This is a genomic window from Alkalihalobacterium alkalinitrilicum, from assembly GCF_002019605.1.
In the GTDB taxonomy this organism is placed as follows: Bacteria; Bacillota; Bacilli; order Bacillales; family Bacillaceae_F; genus Alkalihalobacterium; species Alkalihalobacterium alkalinitrilicum.
Genome location: NZ_KV917368.1, coordinates 2,302,785 through 2,319,413, shown reverse-complemented (window position 1 = coordinate 2,319,413; position 16,629 = coordinate 2,302,785). Strand labels below are relative to the sequence as shown.

General features: G+C 36.3%; 15 protein-coding genes, 1 pseudogene and 1 riboswitch. Of the genes and pseudogenes, 12 read left to right on the top strand and 4 right to left on the bottom strand.

All coding sequences use genetic code 11. The features are described from left to right. Positions 1-161: 161 nt before the first annotated feature. Both istB and istA read right to left on the bottom strand, forming a co-directional pair. Entirely contained in the window at positions 162-917 is a 756-nt protein-coding gene (gene istB, locus BK574_RS10850; RefSeq protein WP_420796988.1) for an IS21-like element helper ATPase IstB, read from the bottom strand. Next, entirely contained in the window at positions 914-2,461 is a 1,548-nt protein-coding gene (gene istA / locus BK574_RS10845; protein ID WP_078428143.1) for an IS21 family transposase, read from the bottom strand. The genes istB and istA overlap by 4 nt, the downstream gene beginning before the upstream one ends. Positions 2,462-2,787: 326 nt before the next feature. On the opposite strand from istA, the gene sufU reads away from it, so the two are divergent. After that, a complete protein-coding gene (sufU, locus tag BK574_RS10840; protein ID WP_078428615.1) occupies positions 2,788-3,228 on the top strand; it encodes a Fe-S cluster assembly sulfur transfer protein SufU in 441 nt (146 codons plus the stop codon). 141 nt (positions 3,229-3,369) lie between these two features. Here the strand turns inward: sufU and folE2 are convergent, their stop codons facing one another. Beyond that, a complete protein-coding gene (gene folE2, locus BK574_RS10835) occupies positions 3,370-4,269 on the bottom strand; it encodes a GTP cyclohydrolase FolE2 (protein ID WP_078428614.1) in 900 nt (299 codons plus the stop codon). A 163-nt stretch (positions 4,270-4,432) separates the two neighbouring features. On the opposite strand from folE2, the gene BK574_RS10830 reads away from it, so the two are divergent. From BK574_RS10830 to tnpA, 6 genes and pseudogenes are all read left to right on the top strand, one after another. Beyond that, positions 4,433-5,557 carry an NAD(P)/FAD-dependent oxidoreductase gene (locus tag BK574_RS10830; protein WP_078428613.1) on the top strand — a complete coding sequence of 375 codons (1,125 nt, stop codon included), beginning with the start codon at positions 4,433-4,435 and terminating at the stop codon, positions 5,555-5,557. A gap of 48 nt (positions 5,558-5,605) precedes the next feature. After that, the gene (locus BK574_RS10825) at positions 5,606-6,769 is read left to right on the top strand and encodes a nucleoside recognition domain-containing protein (RefSeq protein WP_238458001.1); all 1,164 of its coding nucleotides are present in this window, start codon (positions 5,606-5,608) and stop codon (positions 6,767-6,769) included. Positions 6,770-6,836: 67 nt separating this feature from the next. Continuing rightward, positions 6,837-7,829, top strand: a complete 993-nt coding sequence (locus BK574_RS10820; RefSeq protein ID WP_078428612.1) for a CobW family GTP-binding protein — start codon at positions 6,837-6,839, stop codon at positions 7,827-7,829. A 121-nt stretch (positions 7,830-7,950) separates the two neighbouring features. Further along, positions 7,951-8,880 (top strand): CobW family GTP-binding protein, encoded by a 930-nt coding sequence (locus tag BK574_RS10815; protein ID WP_078428611.1) that lies wholly within the window; start codon positions 7,951-7,953, stop codon positions 8,878-8,880. 278 nt (positions 8,881-9,158) lie between these two features. Then, complete coding sequence (locus BK574_RS10810; RefSeq protein WP_078428610.1) at positions 9,159-9,551, top strand: (2Fe-2S) ferredoxin domain-containing protein; 393 nt, start codon at positions 9,159-9,161, stop codon at positions 9,549-9,551. A 174-nt stretch (positions 9,552-9,725) separates the two neighbouring features. After that, positions 9,726-10,156 (top strand): annotated as a pseudogene (gene tnpA / locus BK574_RS10805) (IS200/IS605 family transposase). 137 nt (positions 10,157-10,293) lie between these two features. Here the strand turns inward: tnpA and BK574_RS10800 are convergent. After that, positions 10,294-10,635 carry a hypothetical protein gene (locus BK574_RS10800; RefSeq protein ID WP_078428609.1) on the bottom strand — a complete coding sequence of 114 codons (342 nt, stop codon included), beginning with the start codon at positions 10,633-10,635 and terminating at the stop codon, positions 10,294-10,296. 124 nt (positions 10,636-10,759) lie between these two features. Between BK574_RS10800 and BK574_RS10795 the strand changes: the two genes are divergently transcribed. The 5 genes from BK574_RS10795 (at position 10,760) to BK574_RS10775 (ending at position 16,564) form a co-directional block, all read left to right on the top strand. Further along, positions 10,760-11,959 carry a GTP-binding protein gene (locus BK574_RS10795; RefSeq protein ID WP_075384909.1) on the top strand — a complete coding sequence of 400 codons (1,200 nt, stop codon included), beginning with the start codon at positions 10,760-10,762 and terminating at the stop codon, positions 11,957-11,959. Between the two features lie 60 nt (positions 11,960-12,019). Further along, positions 12,020-12,214: riboswitch (cobalamin riboswitch) on the top strand. A gap of 236 nt (positions 12,215-12,450) precedes the next feature. Beyond that, positions 12,451-13,605, top strand: a complete 1,155-nt coding sequence (locus BK574_RS10790) for an ABC transporter substrate-binding protein (RefSeq protein WP_078428608.1) — start codon at positions 12,451-12,453, stop codon at positions 13,603-13,605. Positions 13,606-13,618: 13 nt separating this feature from the next. Next, positions 13,619-14,698, top strand: coding sequence for a FecCD family ABC transporter permease (locus BK574_RS10785; protein WP_078428607.1), 1,080 nt, complete (start codon positions 13,619-13,621; stop codon positions 14,696-14,698). A 12-nt stretch (positions 14,699-14,710) separates the two neighbouring features. Next, the gene (locus tag BK574_RS10780) at positions 14,711-15,562 is read left to right on the top strand and encodes an ABC transporter ATP-binding protein (protein WP_238458000.1); all 852 of its coding nucleotides are present in this window, start codon (positions 14,711-14,713) and stop codon (positions 15,560-15,562) included. Between the two features lie 153 nt (positions 15,563-15,715). Further along, a complete protein-coding gene (locus BK574_RS10775; RefSeq protein WP_078428606.1) occupies positions 15,716-16,564 on the top strand; it encodes a class I SAM-dependent methyltransferase in 849 nt (282 codons plus the stop codon). The last annotated feature ends 65 nt before the right edge of the window (positions 16,565-16,629 follow it).

Sequence of the window (16,629 nt, the reverse complement as noted above, 5' to 3'; positions counted from 1 at the left end):
TATCAATAATCTCAATAGCCCGGCTAACTAGTTCATCCTATCCTCTTCGTCGTTCCAAATGCAGGAGGGTAATAGTGTTGCCTCTAGAGCCTTCTGTATCTCATCAGGTAAATACCTATGAAGAAAATATCCAGCTGTACGATTTTCAACTTCTAGTGGAATCATTTTGATACCCTCAATCCATGACGTTCCCTCATCGAAACTTCACCATCAACTAGAATCTTATATGAATCATGAACGATTCTGTCAAGAATCGCATCTGCTATTTGTGCCTGTCCTAGTTTTGAATGCCATCCCTCAGGTGAGAATTGGGAACAGAAAATAGTAGAGGCTCTTTTGAGCCTTGCTTCAATAATCTCCAACACATGCAGTATATTTTCCTCTGAAAGCTCTGTTAGTAGCCACTCATCCAGGATTAATAAATCAATCTTTTTGTATTTCTGAATTAACTTACGGAAGCTGCCATCTGCTTCATACTTTGCTACAGCTAATTCATCTAGTAATTCTGGTAACCTTATATATTTCACTTTATAAAATTGGCGACATGCATGTACCCCAAAGGCATTGGATATCCATGTCTTTCCGTTCCCAGAGGCGCCCATTAAAATGATGTTATGGTGATTTTGAAGGTAATTCCCAGTTGCTAACTCTAATATTTGATTCTTATCCAAATTACGATCCGGATGATATTCGATATCTTCAATAGCTGCTGTTGGTTCGCTGAGTGTAGCCTGTTTAATTAGTCGTTCAAGTCGATTCGATTTACGTCTATCATATTCATAATCTACCAGGAGATTGAACCTATCATCAAAATCCATGTCCCTATAATCGTTATTCTGCTTTTGCTGCTGATATAATTCCGCCATCGCACCCATTTTCATTTCTACTAGTTTACGTAAAGTTTCTTGGTTCATTATTTTGTATCCCTCCCAAAGTATTTAGCTCCACGGACAAATCCATAGTCGTCAGATGTAGTGCGAGGTCTGTTAATATCCGTTTTTTTAGTTTGTTTTTTCTTCTTATTTCTTTCTACTACACTTTTAAAGACAGAAACCGTTGGGTTTGTTGAAATTTCAAGTAAGGTTTCTGTTGCTTTCTCTATTTCTTCATTTGGGTATTTCTTAGCTATATTCCTCAGTGTGCTAAGGCTATTTAATGCTTTTTTCTCTACATTCATTTCTAAGATATGAGAGACAAATTGAGTCATAGATGGTCCAATTGTTTCTGCCCACTTCCGGTTATTTTCTGGATTATGATCTAAATATAATCGGTGATTGTCAGGCATGTGATCTGGATTGGTCTCTAACTGGCCAATTTCACCATGTTGTCGTTTATGGGATGCAATCCGTACTTCTTTGAAGTAAACTTCAATTAAATCCGTAGTCAGTCGAACATCGACATTCTCTCGGACATAATCATATGGAACGGAATAATACATTCGATCAACTTGGATGTGGTAGTTCAGTTGAACTTTTGCTGTTTTCCATTCCGCAAGTTTATACCTTGTTTGAGGAAGCTGTTGAAGGTAGGATTTCTCTTCTTCCTCAAACACCTTTTTACGCGAACCTGGTCGCTTTTGAAATTCAGTGGTATTGATTTCTTCTAATTTTTCAAAGATTTTCTGGTTTAAATCTTGAAGATGAAAACACTGATAGTTTCTTAGTGGAGCGATAATCTGTCTGGAAATATATCCAACAGTGCCTTCGACACTCGCTTTATCTTTTGGCCTTCGAACACGGCTTGGAACAATGACAGTACGGTAGTAATCTGCCATTTCACGATAGGCTTCATTTAGAAGAGGCTCTTCCCGATGTGCTTTCGTAACCCCTGTTTTCAAATTATCAGGAACCATTGTTTCAGGAACTCCATCAAAATACTCCAATGCATGAATATGAGCGATAAGCCAATTAGCTGATTTCATATCTAAAAAAGCTTCAACATAACTGAACTGGCTATAAGGTAAGGTCGCAATAAAAACATACGCTGGAATCGTTTCGCCTGTAGAACGATCATTTATCTTTAGTGTCGTCCCAGCCCAATCTACTTCCATGACTTCACCTGGCTTTCTACGAATAGGCATAGTTAACTTATACTTTTTCGCATATTTCCCATAGTTTTCACAAAATGTACGATAGGCATAGGGAATCTTGCCGCCTTCCCGTGCCTCTGTGGAATACTCGTGATGTAACAGGGACAGGGTTACATTCTTCTTTTGTAGTTCCTTATGCACTCTTTCCCAATCAATTGGGAAGTACCCTTTCTCAACAGCCTGTTTCTCTGGGAAGAGAAACGCTTCTAGCCATGGATTGGTCATGGTGTCATTCAAGCTTTCTACACCAAGTTTTTTGGCACGTTGAACAACATCTGAAACTGTATCCCTTGAGTGCCCAGTGCTAGAACTAATCGTTCTTTGACTAACTTCTTCAAGATAAAGTTCCAGAATCTTACGGTAATTAACCATAAAAAGCCTCCTGTATAATAATGTCATGCTTGCTAGCATGCAAGGTTATTATACAGGAGGCTTTTCTTTATTCTATTTATAGTGGCGCAGCATTCCGCAAAGGGTGGCTCTTTACGCCGCAATGACTGGCTCAAAACTCCGCATAAGTGGCTCATTTTCTCTGCAATAATCATACAATAAGCCTCGAGTAGTAATGAGGTTTTTTGTAATAAAATATATAGAAAATACTAATTAGACTTAATAATAAGAACTTAGTATAATATATATTATAAATCGTAATCATTACTTTTTAATTTGATGGAGTAATTTTAAAGGGGGAATTTAGATTGTTAGACCAACTTTATCGCCAACTTGTCGTTGAGCATTCGAAAAATAGACGTAATCATAAAAAGTTAGAAGGCGAACGGATTAAACAGCAGCATTATAAAAACCCAACCTGTGGCGATGTCATGACCCTTTATTTAAAGCTTTCAGAAGAAAAGGTAATTGAAGTTATTTCTTTTATTGGTGAAGGCTGCAGTATAAGTATGGCTTCAGCTTCGATGATGACAGAACTACTAAAAGGAATTTCTTTAAAAGAAGCATCCCATTTGCGACAAGCGATGGAAAAAATGATACGGAGTGGCGAAATATCTACTGAAGTTGATTTAGGTGATGCATTAGCATTAGAAGGTGTTCATAAGTTAAGAGCTCGTCACAATTGTGCTTTAATGGCCTGGCAAGCACTCGACCGAGCACTAGGCGATGAACCAGAATATAACAAGTAAATATATTTTAATAAAAGCTGTGACTCATTACCGTTTTCCGAAAGCTTATAAGCTGACTAAAGGCAATGAGTCACTTTTTTTGAGATTAAGAAAATATAACACTTGCACTTTTGTATTTAGTAGGTGCTAAAAATCCATTATTTAGGATTTTGAGTAAGTTAATTTTGCAACGGCGTCATGCATATGAATGGATTCTTCATTTCTACACTCGACTGTAAATGACTTGATTTCTTCATTTTCATATAAATCAGCAGCCACTAAACGGACCATGTCCTCAACAAAACGTGGATTTTCATAAGCACGTTCGGTTACAGACTTTTCATCAGGTCTTTTTAATATAGGGTATAACATTGAACTTGCATTCGATTCTGCTGCTTCAAGTAATGTAGCTTTCCAATCGGTCGTTAGTTCAATCGGATTATAAAGTTCGGCTGTAATAGTAACATAACCTCTTTGATTATGAGCACTATATTCACTTATTTCTTTAGAACAAGGACAAAGTGTTGTTACTGCAACAGTTATCCCAACTTCATGACTAAACCCATTACTTTGATCATATTTAACGTTTATAAATGCTTCAGCATGGGCTAAACCTGTTTTTTGTAATGATGGACTTGTTCGTTCAAAAAACCACGGAAATTGAACATTTATTTCAGTATTTGACTGCTCCATTCTTTCTACCAAATCTTTTGTAAAAGAATAAAGATGATCAAAATCAATGACAAAGCCTTCTAAGTGGTATTCATGAAGAAGTTCGGTTAAGCGGCTCATGTTAATGCCTTTACTCATTTGGTGAAGGCCTGTTGTTAATGTGAAAGTTCCAACCGATGTTTGACGGTTTGGCTTTGAATCGGATGGTACAATGATTGGATGCTTGACATTACTAATCCCTACTGAGTCGATTGCAAATAAAAAATCATTTGGTGTGTTTTGAAGGTCTGTCATCTCTTCTTTATTTAAAGGTTTAACTCCTTTAATCGGAGGCACTGAGCCAAAACGTTTATGGCGCTCGGCTTTACTTGGTATTAATTTCATTTCCATATTGTCTTCCTTTCAAATAGTAATTAAGAATCATTCTGATTTATATATTATAATATCATTACCTATTTAATAAAAATGATTTGTTTGACAGAGAAAGGGAAGTAGAGAATAATAGTAATTACAAAATCGTAATTATTACGTTTTATATAGAGGTGGAGACAGAATGAAAAAAGAGAATTATTATGATGTGATTATTGTTGGAGCTGGTCCTGCAGGTGTAGGGATTGGGGCATTGTTTATTCAAATGGGATTAAATAATTTCGTGGTTTTAGAACGTGATTATATTGGCAGTTCTTTTAAAAAATGGCCTGAAGAAATGAGATTATTAACTCCATCTTTTCCTGGTCATGGGTTTGGTCTATTAGATTTAAATGCAGTCGTTCCTGCGACATCTCCAGGGTATACATTTCAAACTGAACATTTGAGTGGGGAAGAATATGCTGAGTATTTAGAAGCTGTTGCAATCCATTTTAAGTTACCTATTCAATTTGGGGTTGATGTTTTTGAATTAGAAAAACTAACAGAAAGCTTTGAAATTAAAACAAATAATGGCATATATCATACTCAGTTTGTTGTATGGGCTGGGGGAGAATTTCAGTATCCAAATAAAACGGTATTTCCTGGTGCAAACCTTTGTATTCACAACAGTGAAGTCTCTTCTTGGGGAGAGGTTGAAGGAAGTGAAGCTGTTATCATTGGCGGGTATGAAAGTGGGATCGATGCTGCCATCCATCTTGTTCATTATGGAAAGCAAGTAACGGTATTAGCCAAGGGTGATACATGGTCAAGTCACGATCCAGATCCAAGTATTTCTTTATCTCCTTTTACATTTGACCGTCTTGAAGAAGTTATTGATTGTGAAGACTTGATACTAAGAGGAAACAGCAAAGTAGTAAAAGTTGAACAAGTAGAAGCTGGTTATTCAATTTTTCTGGAAAATGGAGAAGTAATATTCAGTCCAACACAACCAATCTTAGCGACTGGATTTAAAAGCAGTCTTTCATTAATATTGGAGCATTTTTATTATGATGAAGAAAATCGGATTCAATTAACTGAAAAAGACGAGTCAACCATCTCAGAAGGATTGTTTTTAGTTGGACCACAAGTTCGACATCAAGATGTCATTTTTTGTTTCATTTATAAATTTCGGCAACGATTTGCGGTTGTCGCTAAGGAAATAGCTGAGCAACTAGGCATGGAGCTCGATAAAGAGTTGTTTGATTATTATCAGAAAGCAAATATGCTCCTTGACGACCTATCTTGTTGTGACAACTCGTGCCAGTGTTAACGATAATAATCTGTTTTAATACGCATTTTCAAAAAGGGGCATAGAGTCATGAGTGAACTAAGGAAAGAACATGCTTCCTATCCTATAAATAAGCGAGCTTACAAATTTCCGAAATTTCCGTTCTCAAGCAGTAAAGTATTGCTATATTTACTATTAGTCATTAGTATTTATGGCTTACCTGTATATGCTGCCTATTTATTGGCAAGTACTTTAGAGCCTGTGGTTGAGGGAGGACTTATTGAACCAATAGAACGTTTTTTCTCCCATACACCCTTTCTTGTTGAACAAGTATTAGTGGGAGACTTTGGTTTATTTACATTAGGGTTATATTCCTTCCTTTGGGCATTTCCAGTCGTCTTGTTTATCGGGATGAGTATTGCTTTTACTGAAGAAGTCGGGTTAAAGGATAAAATTACAGCAGAAATTACACCAAGCTTAATTAAAATTGGCCTAAGCGGACGTGATTTTATTCCAGTACTTACAGGATATGGATGTAATGTCGTCGCTGTTTTTCAAACGAAATCTTGTAGTGCGTGTACGCGAAAACAGTGTATATCGATGATTTCTTACGGGGCGGCTTGTAGCTATCAAATTGGCGCGACATTGTCTATTTTTAGTGTTGGGGGCAAACCTTGGCTTTTTATTCCTTATCTTTTTATTCTTGTTATTATTGGTGCGGTACATACTAGACTATGGTATCGATCCGCTAATAAAGCAGCTGATTATTTTTATCCGTCTACACCAATACAAACAGGTAGTTTTCAGCAATTCTCGATGAAAATTAAGGGGACGATTTCCCAATTTTTTCTACAGGCAATGCCGATATTTTTAGCGATTTGTGTGATTGCTTCGATCCTTGACGGTTTAGGAATAATAGAAAAATTAATACGATTTGTAGAACCTGTATTAACTATACTTTCTATTCCTGCAGCTGCGAGCGTAGGCTTACTTTTTTCAGTAATTCGCAAAGATGGTATGCTATTATTTAATCAAGGTGGTGGCGAGTTAATAGCTTCAATTACAACTGTAGAGTTGTTTTTATTAGTTTATTTAGCCTCAACATTAACAGCCTGCCTTGTAACAATGTGGGCAATAGCTAAAGAGATGGGATTTTTTTATGCTTTAAAACATTCGTATAAACAAGCGATAACATCCGTCGTTTCTGCCTTTAGTTTATTAATTTTATACAAAATGTTTGTATTCTTTTTTTAAGAGTTTAAATCGTGATAATTACGATTAGAATAGGGGTATTGTTTTAACAAGAGAAGGAGTGAATCAGATGAATAAGAATAAGAAAGTACCAATTACTGTATTAACAGGTTTTTTAGGAGCAGGGAAGACAACCTTGCTCAATTATATTTTAACGGAAAACCATGGGCAGAAAATTGCCGTTATCGTTAACGAGTTTGGAGAAGTAGGTATTGACAACCAACTCGTTGTCGGTGCAGATGAAGAAATTTTTGAGATGAATAATGGTTGTATTTGTTGTACAGTTCGTGGCGATTTAATCCGCATTTTACGTGACTTGAAAGAAAAACGCAGTGAAGGACAAGGAAAATTACTAGAGTTTGATCGAGTGGTTATTGAAACGACTGGCCTCGCTGACCCAGGTCCTGTTGCACAAACGTTCTTTGTCGACCCAGAGTTATCCAAGTATTATCATTTAGACTCTATCGTTACTGTTGTTGATACATACCATGTTCATGAACAATTAGATCGATCGCATGAAGCACAAGAACAAATAGCGTTTGCAGATGTACTCGTTCTTAATAAAATTGATTTAGTGGAAGAGGAACATTTGAATACAGTTATTAAACGTTTAACAAATATGAACCCTACTGCGAAGCTAGTACAAGCAAGTCATAGTAAAATTAATTTAGATCAAATATTAAACTTGTACTCATTTGACCTTGATCAAAAATTAGAAATAGCTCCTAACTTTTTAAAAGAAGATCACCACCATCACCATGATGACCATGTAAAAGCAATTGTTCTTCGATCAGAAAAACCATTAAGCCTACCGAAAGTAGAGCAGTGGATGAATACGGTATTAGCTGAGCTTGGGCCACAAATGTACCGATATAAAGGCATTTTTCATATTGAAGATTTAGACAAGCGGGTTGTTTTTCAAGGAGTTCATATGCTATTTGCTGGAACCGCTGATCGAAAATGGCAAGAAAACGAAAAAAGAGTCAGTGAAATGGTTGTCATAGGGACAGGTCTAGATGAAAAGTGGTTTCAAGAACAATTCGAAAATTGTGTTTCAGCCTAATCGATCTGTTTCATCAGTGAAGAAGAAGACTTTGCTGATGAAACATTTTAGTATTAGGAGTACAACCTGTAACAATGAAATACATATAAAACAGATCGAAGAAAGGATTTAAAGTAGTATTATGGATAATAAAAAGGTAGAGGTCGTCATACTAAGTGGTTTTCTAGGGAGTGGAAAAAGTACTCTATTGAAAGAGTTGATCTCTCTAGAGAAAAGCAAAGGTAAGCGAATCGGGGTATTAATGAATGAATTAGGAGATATCAGCATAGATTCTGCCATTATTCCTAAAGAAACGCCATTTAAAGAAATGTTAAATGGGTGTATTTGCTGTACTCTTCAAGGCGAATTAAGCTTGCAATTGCGCTCAATGCTAGATGAGAACGAATTAGATACTATTTTAATAGAATCTACAGGAGCGGCGCATCCATTAGAAGTGCTAGAGGCTTGTACACATCCAATGCTAGTTAGTAAAGTAAACATTCATTGTGTTTTTACTGTGGTAAATGCTAAGCAGTGGTTGGAAAATAGTTTGAGTATTAAACTTAAAAAGCTTTTAGTTGATCAAGTAAAATATGCAGATATTATTCTTATTAATAAATGCGACCAAATCGGTAAAGAACAACTACACGAAGTGAGAGATACAATTAGATCTGCTAATCCTCAAGCGGACATTTCAACTGTTACTTTTTCAAAGTTCGATCCTGCCCTTTACGAGGATTTTTCTTTACAAACGAAACAAAACACGGTTAATGAGGGAAAGAAAACGCATGTTCATCATCACCTTCATCTAAGAACCGTATCATTTTCTATCGAAAAACCTATTAATCGTGTGAGTTTTTTAAGATGGTTAGAAAACTTTGATGGACAGCTATATCGAGCGAAAGGCTTTATATATTTAGAAGAGACCCCAGGTTTATTTTTGTTTAATTATGCTTATGGTATGCCAATGTTTGAGCGATATTCTTTTGATAAGAAATACGAACCAGTGTTAGTTTTTATTGGGGAAGAATTATACCATGATGAGATTAAGGAAGAGATCGATCAATTATAAGTTTTAAGCCTGCTAAAATAGCAGGCTCTTTTTCTAAAGTTTATGGATACTCGCTTCAACCGTTTGTCAAGTCGATGTTTGGCTTACACGCGATTGAATTTTATAAGCAGTCTAAAAGTAAGTAGTTTTCTGTTCTCACTCTCAGAGGTTTCAAAAAAATTACAGGAATGGGATTTTTAAATTTTGATAATAGTAATCATTTCGATTTGTGTGTTATACTAATTTAAGATCTGATAATCAATTTTATACAAATTAAATAAAAAGATTGGGGTGAAAACATGGCGACATGGAATTTAACCAAAACGGAACATCATATTTTGATTTGTAATGGGAGTAGCTGCAAGAAGGCAGGGGCAGAAGCTTTAACACAATCAATTCGAAGTGAAATTGCTGAAAAGGGGTTGGATCCCGTTATTCATACCTCGAGAACGCTTTGTAATGGACGGTGCCATGATAAATGTGTTTTGATTTCGTATCCAGTAGGACGTTGGTATAAAGAAATGACGAGTGCGGACGCACCTCGATTTATTGAGGGTCTAATAACTGGAGATGGTATGGAAGAAAAAATCAGTCATTCATATAATGGAGCATGTTTTGAACCAACTGCTGGTACAGTTCTAGGCATAGAAAAAGATGAGAAAATCGTAGAGAAAGTTTCAAAGAAACTATAACGTAGAAAATTAATCTCATGAGTAGTGAGTAACTTTTTTTTAAGAAATCAAGCCCCTTAAATGATGGTTTATCCATTTAATTTCCAAATTCGCGGTCTAACTCCACCGTCTTTAGACGGTATCCGCTTTTAGCCTTATACCTCGATGTCCATACTTGAGGATGAGGTGAAAAGTATGGACGGCTACAAAAAGAATAGTCATGCAGTTTTTGATATCAAATATCATGTTATCTGGGTAACAAAATACAGGTATAAGGTATTACATGGTCCTATTGCCATAAGAACACGGGAGTTAATTAGGCAAGGATGCGAAGCGAGAGGAATCACAATATTGCAGGGAAGTATTGGAAAAGATCACATCCACTTTTTGTTATCCTGTCACCAAGTCTTGCCCCAAGTCAAATCATGCAATATCTAAAAGGAAGGTCATCAAGGTTACTTCAAGATCAATTTCCAGAATTAAAAAAGAAATATTGGGGTCAACACTTATGGGCAAGAGGCTATTTTTGTGTAACTGTAGGAACAGTGGATGAAGAAACAATTAGAAATTATATTGCCAATCAGTTTAATGGAGAAAAGAACGATATATTTACGATTGAGGAATGAGTTAAGTCAAAATTAAGATTGCTTAAGCATTGGGACTTTAAGATGACTTGAGTCATAATTAACGACTTTAGTCGTCGACATTTTATGTCCAAATCCACCTGCTTTAGCAGGTGGTCGTTTAAGGGGTGGTTTTCCCTTTAGTTAACACTTATTAACTCAACTGGACCATGATCATCACAATGATCACCATGAACATGGTGCAATCTACCATTTACTAAATAATCCATGTGATCTCCGTGAGGAACTAGCTCGTGACCGCAATCTTTATCATGATTACATCCACAATTCATCGGTTTACATTCATCTGGGTTTATACTCGTTATAGGAATTTTACATTCATCCCAATGGCCGTTATGTTCATGATGAAGGTGGCCATTGTGTACATAATCAATGTGATCATCATGCTTAATCTTTGTATGACCGCACGATAAATTATGTTTATGTGGATGGTTTTCATGAATATGATGTTCTTGCCCCATTAAGTCAACCTCCTTTCTTTTTATTGTTTATTTAGTGTTCTCAAGTTAGCTTTTTCAAACCATAAAAATTTTAAGTTTTTACTAAATTATCACAACTTATAATGGAATTCTTAGGAGGCTTTATATGAATAATAAAATACCAGTCACTGTATTAAGTGGATATTTAGGATCAGGAAAAACAACGTTACTCAATCACCTACTGAAAAATCGTGAGGGATTAAAAATTGCTGTAATCGTTAACGATATGAGTGAGATTAATATTGATGCTGAATTAATTAAACAGGGTGGAGAACTTTCAAGAACGGAAGAGAAGCTAGTGGAAATGTCAAATGGTTGTATTTGCTGTACACTTAGGGAGGATTTATTAGTAGAAGTGAAAAAGCTTGCGTTATCTGGAAATATTGACTATATTGTTATTGAATCTACAGGTATCAGTGAACCAACACCAGTTGCTCAAACTTTTTCATACATTGATGAGGAATTAAATATTGATTTAACAAAATACTGTCGATTAGATACGATGGTTACAGTGGTTGATGCAAATCGATTTTGGCATGATTTTCGTTCAGGGGATAGTTTACTCGAGCGAAAAGAAGCGATCGGGGAAGATGATACGCGAGAGATTGCGGATTTACTTATTGATCAGATTGAGTTTTGCGATGTATTGATATTAAATAAATGCGATCTTGTATTAGAAAAAGATTTACATAGGTTAGAGCAAGTCCTCCGTACATTACAACCTGAAGCAAAGATAATTCGATCGATTCATGCCGAGATAGAACCGAAGGAGATTTTAAATACCCATTTATTTGATTTTGAAAAAGCAAGTAATTCAGCTGGCTGGCTTCGTGAATTAACGGCTGGGCACAAGCATCATACACCGGAAACGGAGGAGTATGGTATCTCTTCTTTTGTGTATATGCGAAGAGAGCCGTTTCATTCTGTTCGCTTTCAAAATTGGTGTCATTCTATGCCAAATAATATTGTAAGAGCGAAAGGAATTGCATGGTGTGCCACAAGAAATAATTTAGCGCTTATGATGTCTCAAGCAGGTCCGTCTGTTTCCATTGAGCCTATTTCTTATTGGGTAGCAAGTCTTCCGTTGCAAGAACAAAAACAAATATTAAAACAAAATCCACACGTACTTGAAGAGTGGGATATTGAATATGGAGATCGCCATACAAAGCTTGTATTCATAGGTACCTATCTAGATATAGCAGAAATTACAAGGGAATTAGATGGATGTCTTTTAACAGATAGTGAAATGGTAATGGATTGGCAGGAGCTAGAAGATCGATTCAATTGGAATTTACAAAAAAAGTGAATTAAAAGTTGATAGTTTAGAAAGTTTATACTATGATAAATACGTTATTTAATTTTATATACAATAATTAGAAAATTAGGTGTCTATTAAAGACTTAATAGGGAACTTGGTGAAAATCCAAGACTGTCCCCGCAACTGTAAGTGCAGATGAAATGAGAAGACCACTGTATATATCGCTTTGAAGGTGCATATATGGGAAGGCTCAAAGTAAGATGAAGCACAAGTCAGGAGACCTGCCTATGATTCTAGTTTCAATTCTTCGGGGGGTGAGATGTGAAACGGCATAGACTAATTGAGATGTGGATTTTTCCTTTTTTATTCCTATTGTCAAATATAGCCGTTTTATCATATGAACTCTTCCGTCTGGGAAGGGTTTTTTTGTTTACACATTAAGAAGTATAAGAAAAATATGTACTAAACATTGTAAAAAGAGGCCTAAGAAGTTATAACGAAAAACGCAATCATTACGATTTAAAAACCAGGAGGATCTTATGAAAGCAAAACTTGTTGTCTTATTTATGATTTTAATAGCAGTGTTCACATTTATTGGATGTGCATCTAGTGGGAATGAAGAAGTATCAAAGAGTGTTGAGGAAAATGAAGAAAAGCTTGCTGATGAACAAGGTGATTTAGAGTCACAAACAGTCACTTTTGAAGATAGTACAGGACGAGAAATTACATTGGAATTACCATTAGAGCGTGTTGTTGTAATCAATAGAAATACTGCTGAAGCATTAAAAGTACTCGGTGTAGATGAACAAATTGTGGCGACAGGGGATACGACGATTGAGAACAATTCATATTTAGGTTTTGACGACCGACCAGATGTAGGAAAAACAAGTGAAGTGAATTTAGAGCAAATCATAAGTCTAGAGCCAGATGTTGTATTTACATATACCAATCGTCCAGATTCTACTTTGGAAGAAAAGCTAGAGCCAGCGGGAATTACTGTTGTTCGCCTTAATAATTACTTACCTGACCAAATGGATCAAGAGCTTCAACTTCTTGGTACATTATTTGAAAAAGAAGATGAGGCTACTGCCTTTTTAGAGTGGAAGCAAGGTTTAGAGACGAAGTTAGCAGAGCGTGTCAATGAAATTCCTGAAGATGAAAAGAAACAAGTAATGGCATTATCCGTCGGTTTTCTTAATTCACAAGGAGGGTACCGAATCTTCCCAAGTGAAACGACTGAAGGAGAACCTGGTGTAGGCGAAGGATTTGCAACAATACTAGCTGGTGGTATTGATGCGGCCGATGTGAAATGGGATGCGAGTGAAGAGTCTACAACGATTTTAGTTGATGAAGAATATGTTTTAGAAAAGAATCCAGAAGTGCTTACACTACATGGTACGTGGCTTGGTGGCTATGAAACAGAGGATGCAAAGGAGCATGAAGAAGTTTATCAAAATATTATTAACTCGACATCTGTTCCCCAACTAAAAGCGTATGAAAACAAAGATATCTTTATCTATCATACGAATTTAATAGGGTCTGATAAACGGTATATTGGTGTATTGCAATTGGCCAAAGATTTATATCCTGACCGCTTTACTGATATTGATCCAGAACAATATGCACGCGAATACTTTGAAAATTGGTTAGGTGTGGAGTATAAAGGTGTTTGGTATTACTCACCTAAGCAGTAGAAAGGTATTTTAAATGAATAGTGTTAAAAATGAGATAAACATAGAGGCGTACTATTACGCCTCTACTAAGAAAAAAATCACGCTACTTTTTATTTTACTTCTACTTTTAATTCTTTCGATTTTATATTCCGTTCGTGTCGGGACAGTAGATGTTTCCTATGGCGAATTGTTTTTTCTTTTTCGAGAATTCTTTTCTGGATCTGAATTAAGCACAAATGGATATATTTTATTTGAAATTCGCTTACCGAGAATTGTCATGGCTGTTTTAACAGGAATGGCTCTAGCCAGTGCGGGAGTAATTATGCAAGCAATACTTCGTAATCCATTAGCAAGTCCATTTACGTTAGGAGTTTCAAGCGGGGCGGCTTTTGGGGCGGCGCTCGCGATAGTTCTTGGGACGAGTGTCTTCGGCTTAAACGTCGTTGCAAAAGGTCAATGGTTAATCGCTGTCAATGCTTTTATTTTTGGTTGTATTGCTGTATTTGCCGTATATGGCATTGCGAAGTTAAAGAATGGGTCAACAACCGTATTAATTTTAGCTGGAGTTGCGATCGGTCAGTTATTTTCAGCTGCTGTTTCTACATTAAAATATTTCTCCAATAATGAAGCTCTCAAAGATTTAGTCGTTTGGCTCATGGGTGGCTTTTGGGGGGCAAGCTGGTCTGTGATCCAGTTTTTGTTTCCGATCATTATACTCGCTATTTTATTTTTATTAAAAACATCATGGGATTTAAATGCTTTAAGTTCTGGAGAAGAAGTCGCCAAATCTTTAGGTGTCAATGTCAAACGATTAAGGCTATCTGCATTAGTCGTCTCAACGTTTATTGCTTCAGCAACGATTGCTTTTACGGGAATCATTGGGTTTATCGGTTTAGTCGCACCACATATTAGTCGAATTCTCATAGGCATTGATAATCGTTTTTTACTTCCTTGTTCCTGTTTAGTTGGAGCGATTTTATTATTATTATCAGATACTTTTGCAAGAACAGTAATATCGCCAATTGAAATCCCAGTAGGTATTATTACCTCTATTATAGGTGCACCGTTTTTCATTTATTTATTGTTACAAAAAAGAAAAGATTATTGGTCGTGAAGGTGGTTATTTTTGCATATCTCAGTAAAAAATTTATCAATGAAATTAGGGAAAAGGACCGTGCTTCAATCCATCTCTGCTCATTTTAAACAAGGTGAAGTTACGACGATCATTGGGCCGAATGGTGCTGGAAAAACAACGCTGTTAAAGTGTCTAGCAGGAGTTTATTCTTCTCCAGGGACCATTTTTGTTAATGATCAAGATTTATATAGTTATTCGTTAAAAGACCGTGCCAAGTTGATTGGTTATGTGCCACAAGCGAGTGGTCAGCAATTCCCGTTAACGGTGATGGAAACGGTATTATTAGGAAGAAAACCTTATATTAAGTGGGGGGTTCAAAAGCGAGATTTACAAATTGTCGATGATGTTTTAGTGGACCTTGAGCTAGAAGATTTGGCTGATCGGTATTTAGATGAAATTAGTGGTGGTCAGCGGCAGAAAACTGGTATTGCTAGAGCATTAGCTCAAGAACCTCAAATCTTAATGCTAGATGAACCGATATCGGCTTTAGATATAAGATATCAATTTGAAGTGTTACAGCTAGTAAGGAGCCTTGCGATTGAAAAAGGTCATTTAGTTATTCTTGTACTACATGATTTAGAGTTAGCGGCGCGTTTCTCGGATACGATGCTTTTACTAAAGGAAGGAAAAGTTTGGGGGGATGGGACTCCAAACCAAGTATTAACTACAAAAAGTTTACGAGATGTTTACGGGGTAGAAGCAATTATTAATCAAACGAATTTAGGTATGAAAATTACGGTAGAAAGACCTATAAATGTAAGTTCAAAAAGGAGGACAAAAAGATCCGAGAAGTTCGAGGAAGCGCAGTCTCCGAGCACTGGAGCGTATGGTGTTAATACGTGAGGAGCGGAGGAGCAAGCTGACGAGCTACCACAGGATGTGGTGACTTCGACGTTCCCACAGGACGTGGGGACCTTAGTCGAAGCTCTACTACTGACAGAGATTTTTCCCGGACTTTTTGAACATCCTCTATAAAGAAGAAAGAGGTCGATGTGAATGGAAATACAGGTTAACTCTACAACTAGTTATGAAGCAAAGTGGCAAGAAGGAATGAAAGATTGGGAAGGAAAACTACCTAAAAGAATGATTGATGATCATCGTGAAGAAGTATTTTGGCAGCGTTTAATTAAGGAAAGAGAGAATCAAGAAGTTCCAGATCCGTATGCCAAAGAAATATTTAATGAAATTACTCATCTATTTACCTCTAAAGATGACATTCTTGAAATTGGACCTGGTTGGGGGAATTATACTTTTTCTGTAGCAGAAAAGGTAAAGCAGTTAACCGTCGTTGATAGTTCTCAAGCGATCCTCGAGTATTTACAAGATGCATTAAGTAAACGCGACCTGAACAATGTAAACTATCTGCATGAAAAATGGGAACATGTAAAGCTTGAAAGAAATTACGACGTGATTTTTGGTGTGAATTGCTTTTATCGAATGTATGAAATAAAAAAAGCGTTATCATTAATTCATCAACATGCCGACCGATTAGCAGTGATTGGGATGACGACTGGGCCAATCCAGCCGCATTATTTAAAACTTCATGAACAATATGGATATGATATTAAGTTTCCGCGAAGAGATTATATCGATTTACTGCATGTATTGTATGAGTTAGGGATTTATGCAGATTGTAAAATGATCCCGTTAGTAAGAACATATGAATATTCGAGTTATGAAGAACTGATACGAGCCAATTCGAGTAAGATTCTTTCAAATGAGTATAAACATGCGGACGTCGAAGAGTCACTTAGTGATTTGATTCAATTCAAAGATGATAAATACATTTATGAACATTCTTTTCATGCAGCAATTATTTCTTGGAAGCCAAACAGTGAGAGTTGACTGAAGGGAAAGTTAAGGAAGGATATTATAAAATCGGAATAATTCTGTTTTATTGTAATATAGTT

What these genes read in the sequence shown, in the direction of transcription:
- istA (WP_078428143.1), bottom strand. Translation starts at nt 2,461, where the DNA reads ATGGTTAATTACCGTAAGATTCTGGAACTTTATCTTGAAGAAGTTAGT.
- folE2 (WP_078428614.1), bottom strand. Translation starts at nt 4,269, where the DNA reads ATGGAAATGAAATTAATACCAAGTAAAGCCGAGCGCCATAAACGTTTT.
- BK574_RS10830 (WP_078428613.1), top strand. Translation starts at nt 4,433, where the DNA reads ATGAAAAAAGAGAATTATTATGATGTGATTATTGTTGGAGCTGGTCCT.
- BK574_RS10825 (WP_238458001.1), top strand. Translation starts at nt 5,606, where the DNA reads ATGAGTGAACTAAGGAAAGAACATGCTTCCTATCCTATAAATAAGCGA.
- BK574_RS10820 (WP_078428612.1), top strand. Translation starts at nt 6,837, where the DNA reads ATGAATAAGAATAAGAAAGTACCAATTACTGTATTAACAGGTTTTTTA.
- BK574_RS10815 (WP_078428611.1), top strand. Translation starts at nt 7,951, where the DNA reads ATGGATAATAAAAAGGTAGAGGTCGTCATACTAAGTGGTTTTCTAGGG.
- BK574_RS10810 (WP_078428610.1), top strand. Translation starts at nt 9,159, where the DNA reads ATGGCGACATGGAATTTAACCAAAACGGAACATCATATTTTGATTTGT.
- BK574_RS10800 (WP_078428609.1), bottom strand. Translation starts at nt 10,635, where the DNA reads ATGGGGCAAGAACATCATATTCATGAAAACCATCCACATAAACATAAT.
- BK574_RS10795 (WP_075384909.1), top strand. Translation starts at nt 10,760, where the DNA reads ATGAATAATAAAATACCAGTCACTGTATTAAGTGGATATTTAGGATCA.
- BK574_RS10790 (WP_078428608.1), top strand. Translation starts at nt 12,451, where the DNA reads ATGAAAGCAAAACTTGTTGTCTTATTTATGATTTTAATAGCAGTGTTC.
- BK574_RS10785 (WP_078428607.1), top strand. Translation starts at nt 13,619, where the DNA reads ATGAATAGTGTTAAAAATGAGATAAACATAGAGGCGTACTATTACGCC.
- BK574_RS10775 (WP_078428606.1), top strand. Translation starts at nt 15,716, where the DNA reads ATGGAAATACAGGTTAACTCTACAACTAGTTATGAAGCAAAGTGGCAA.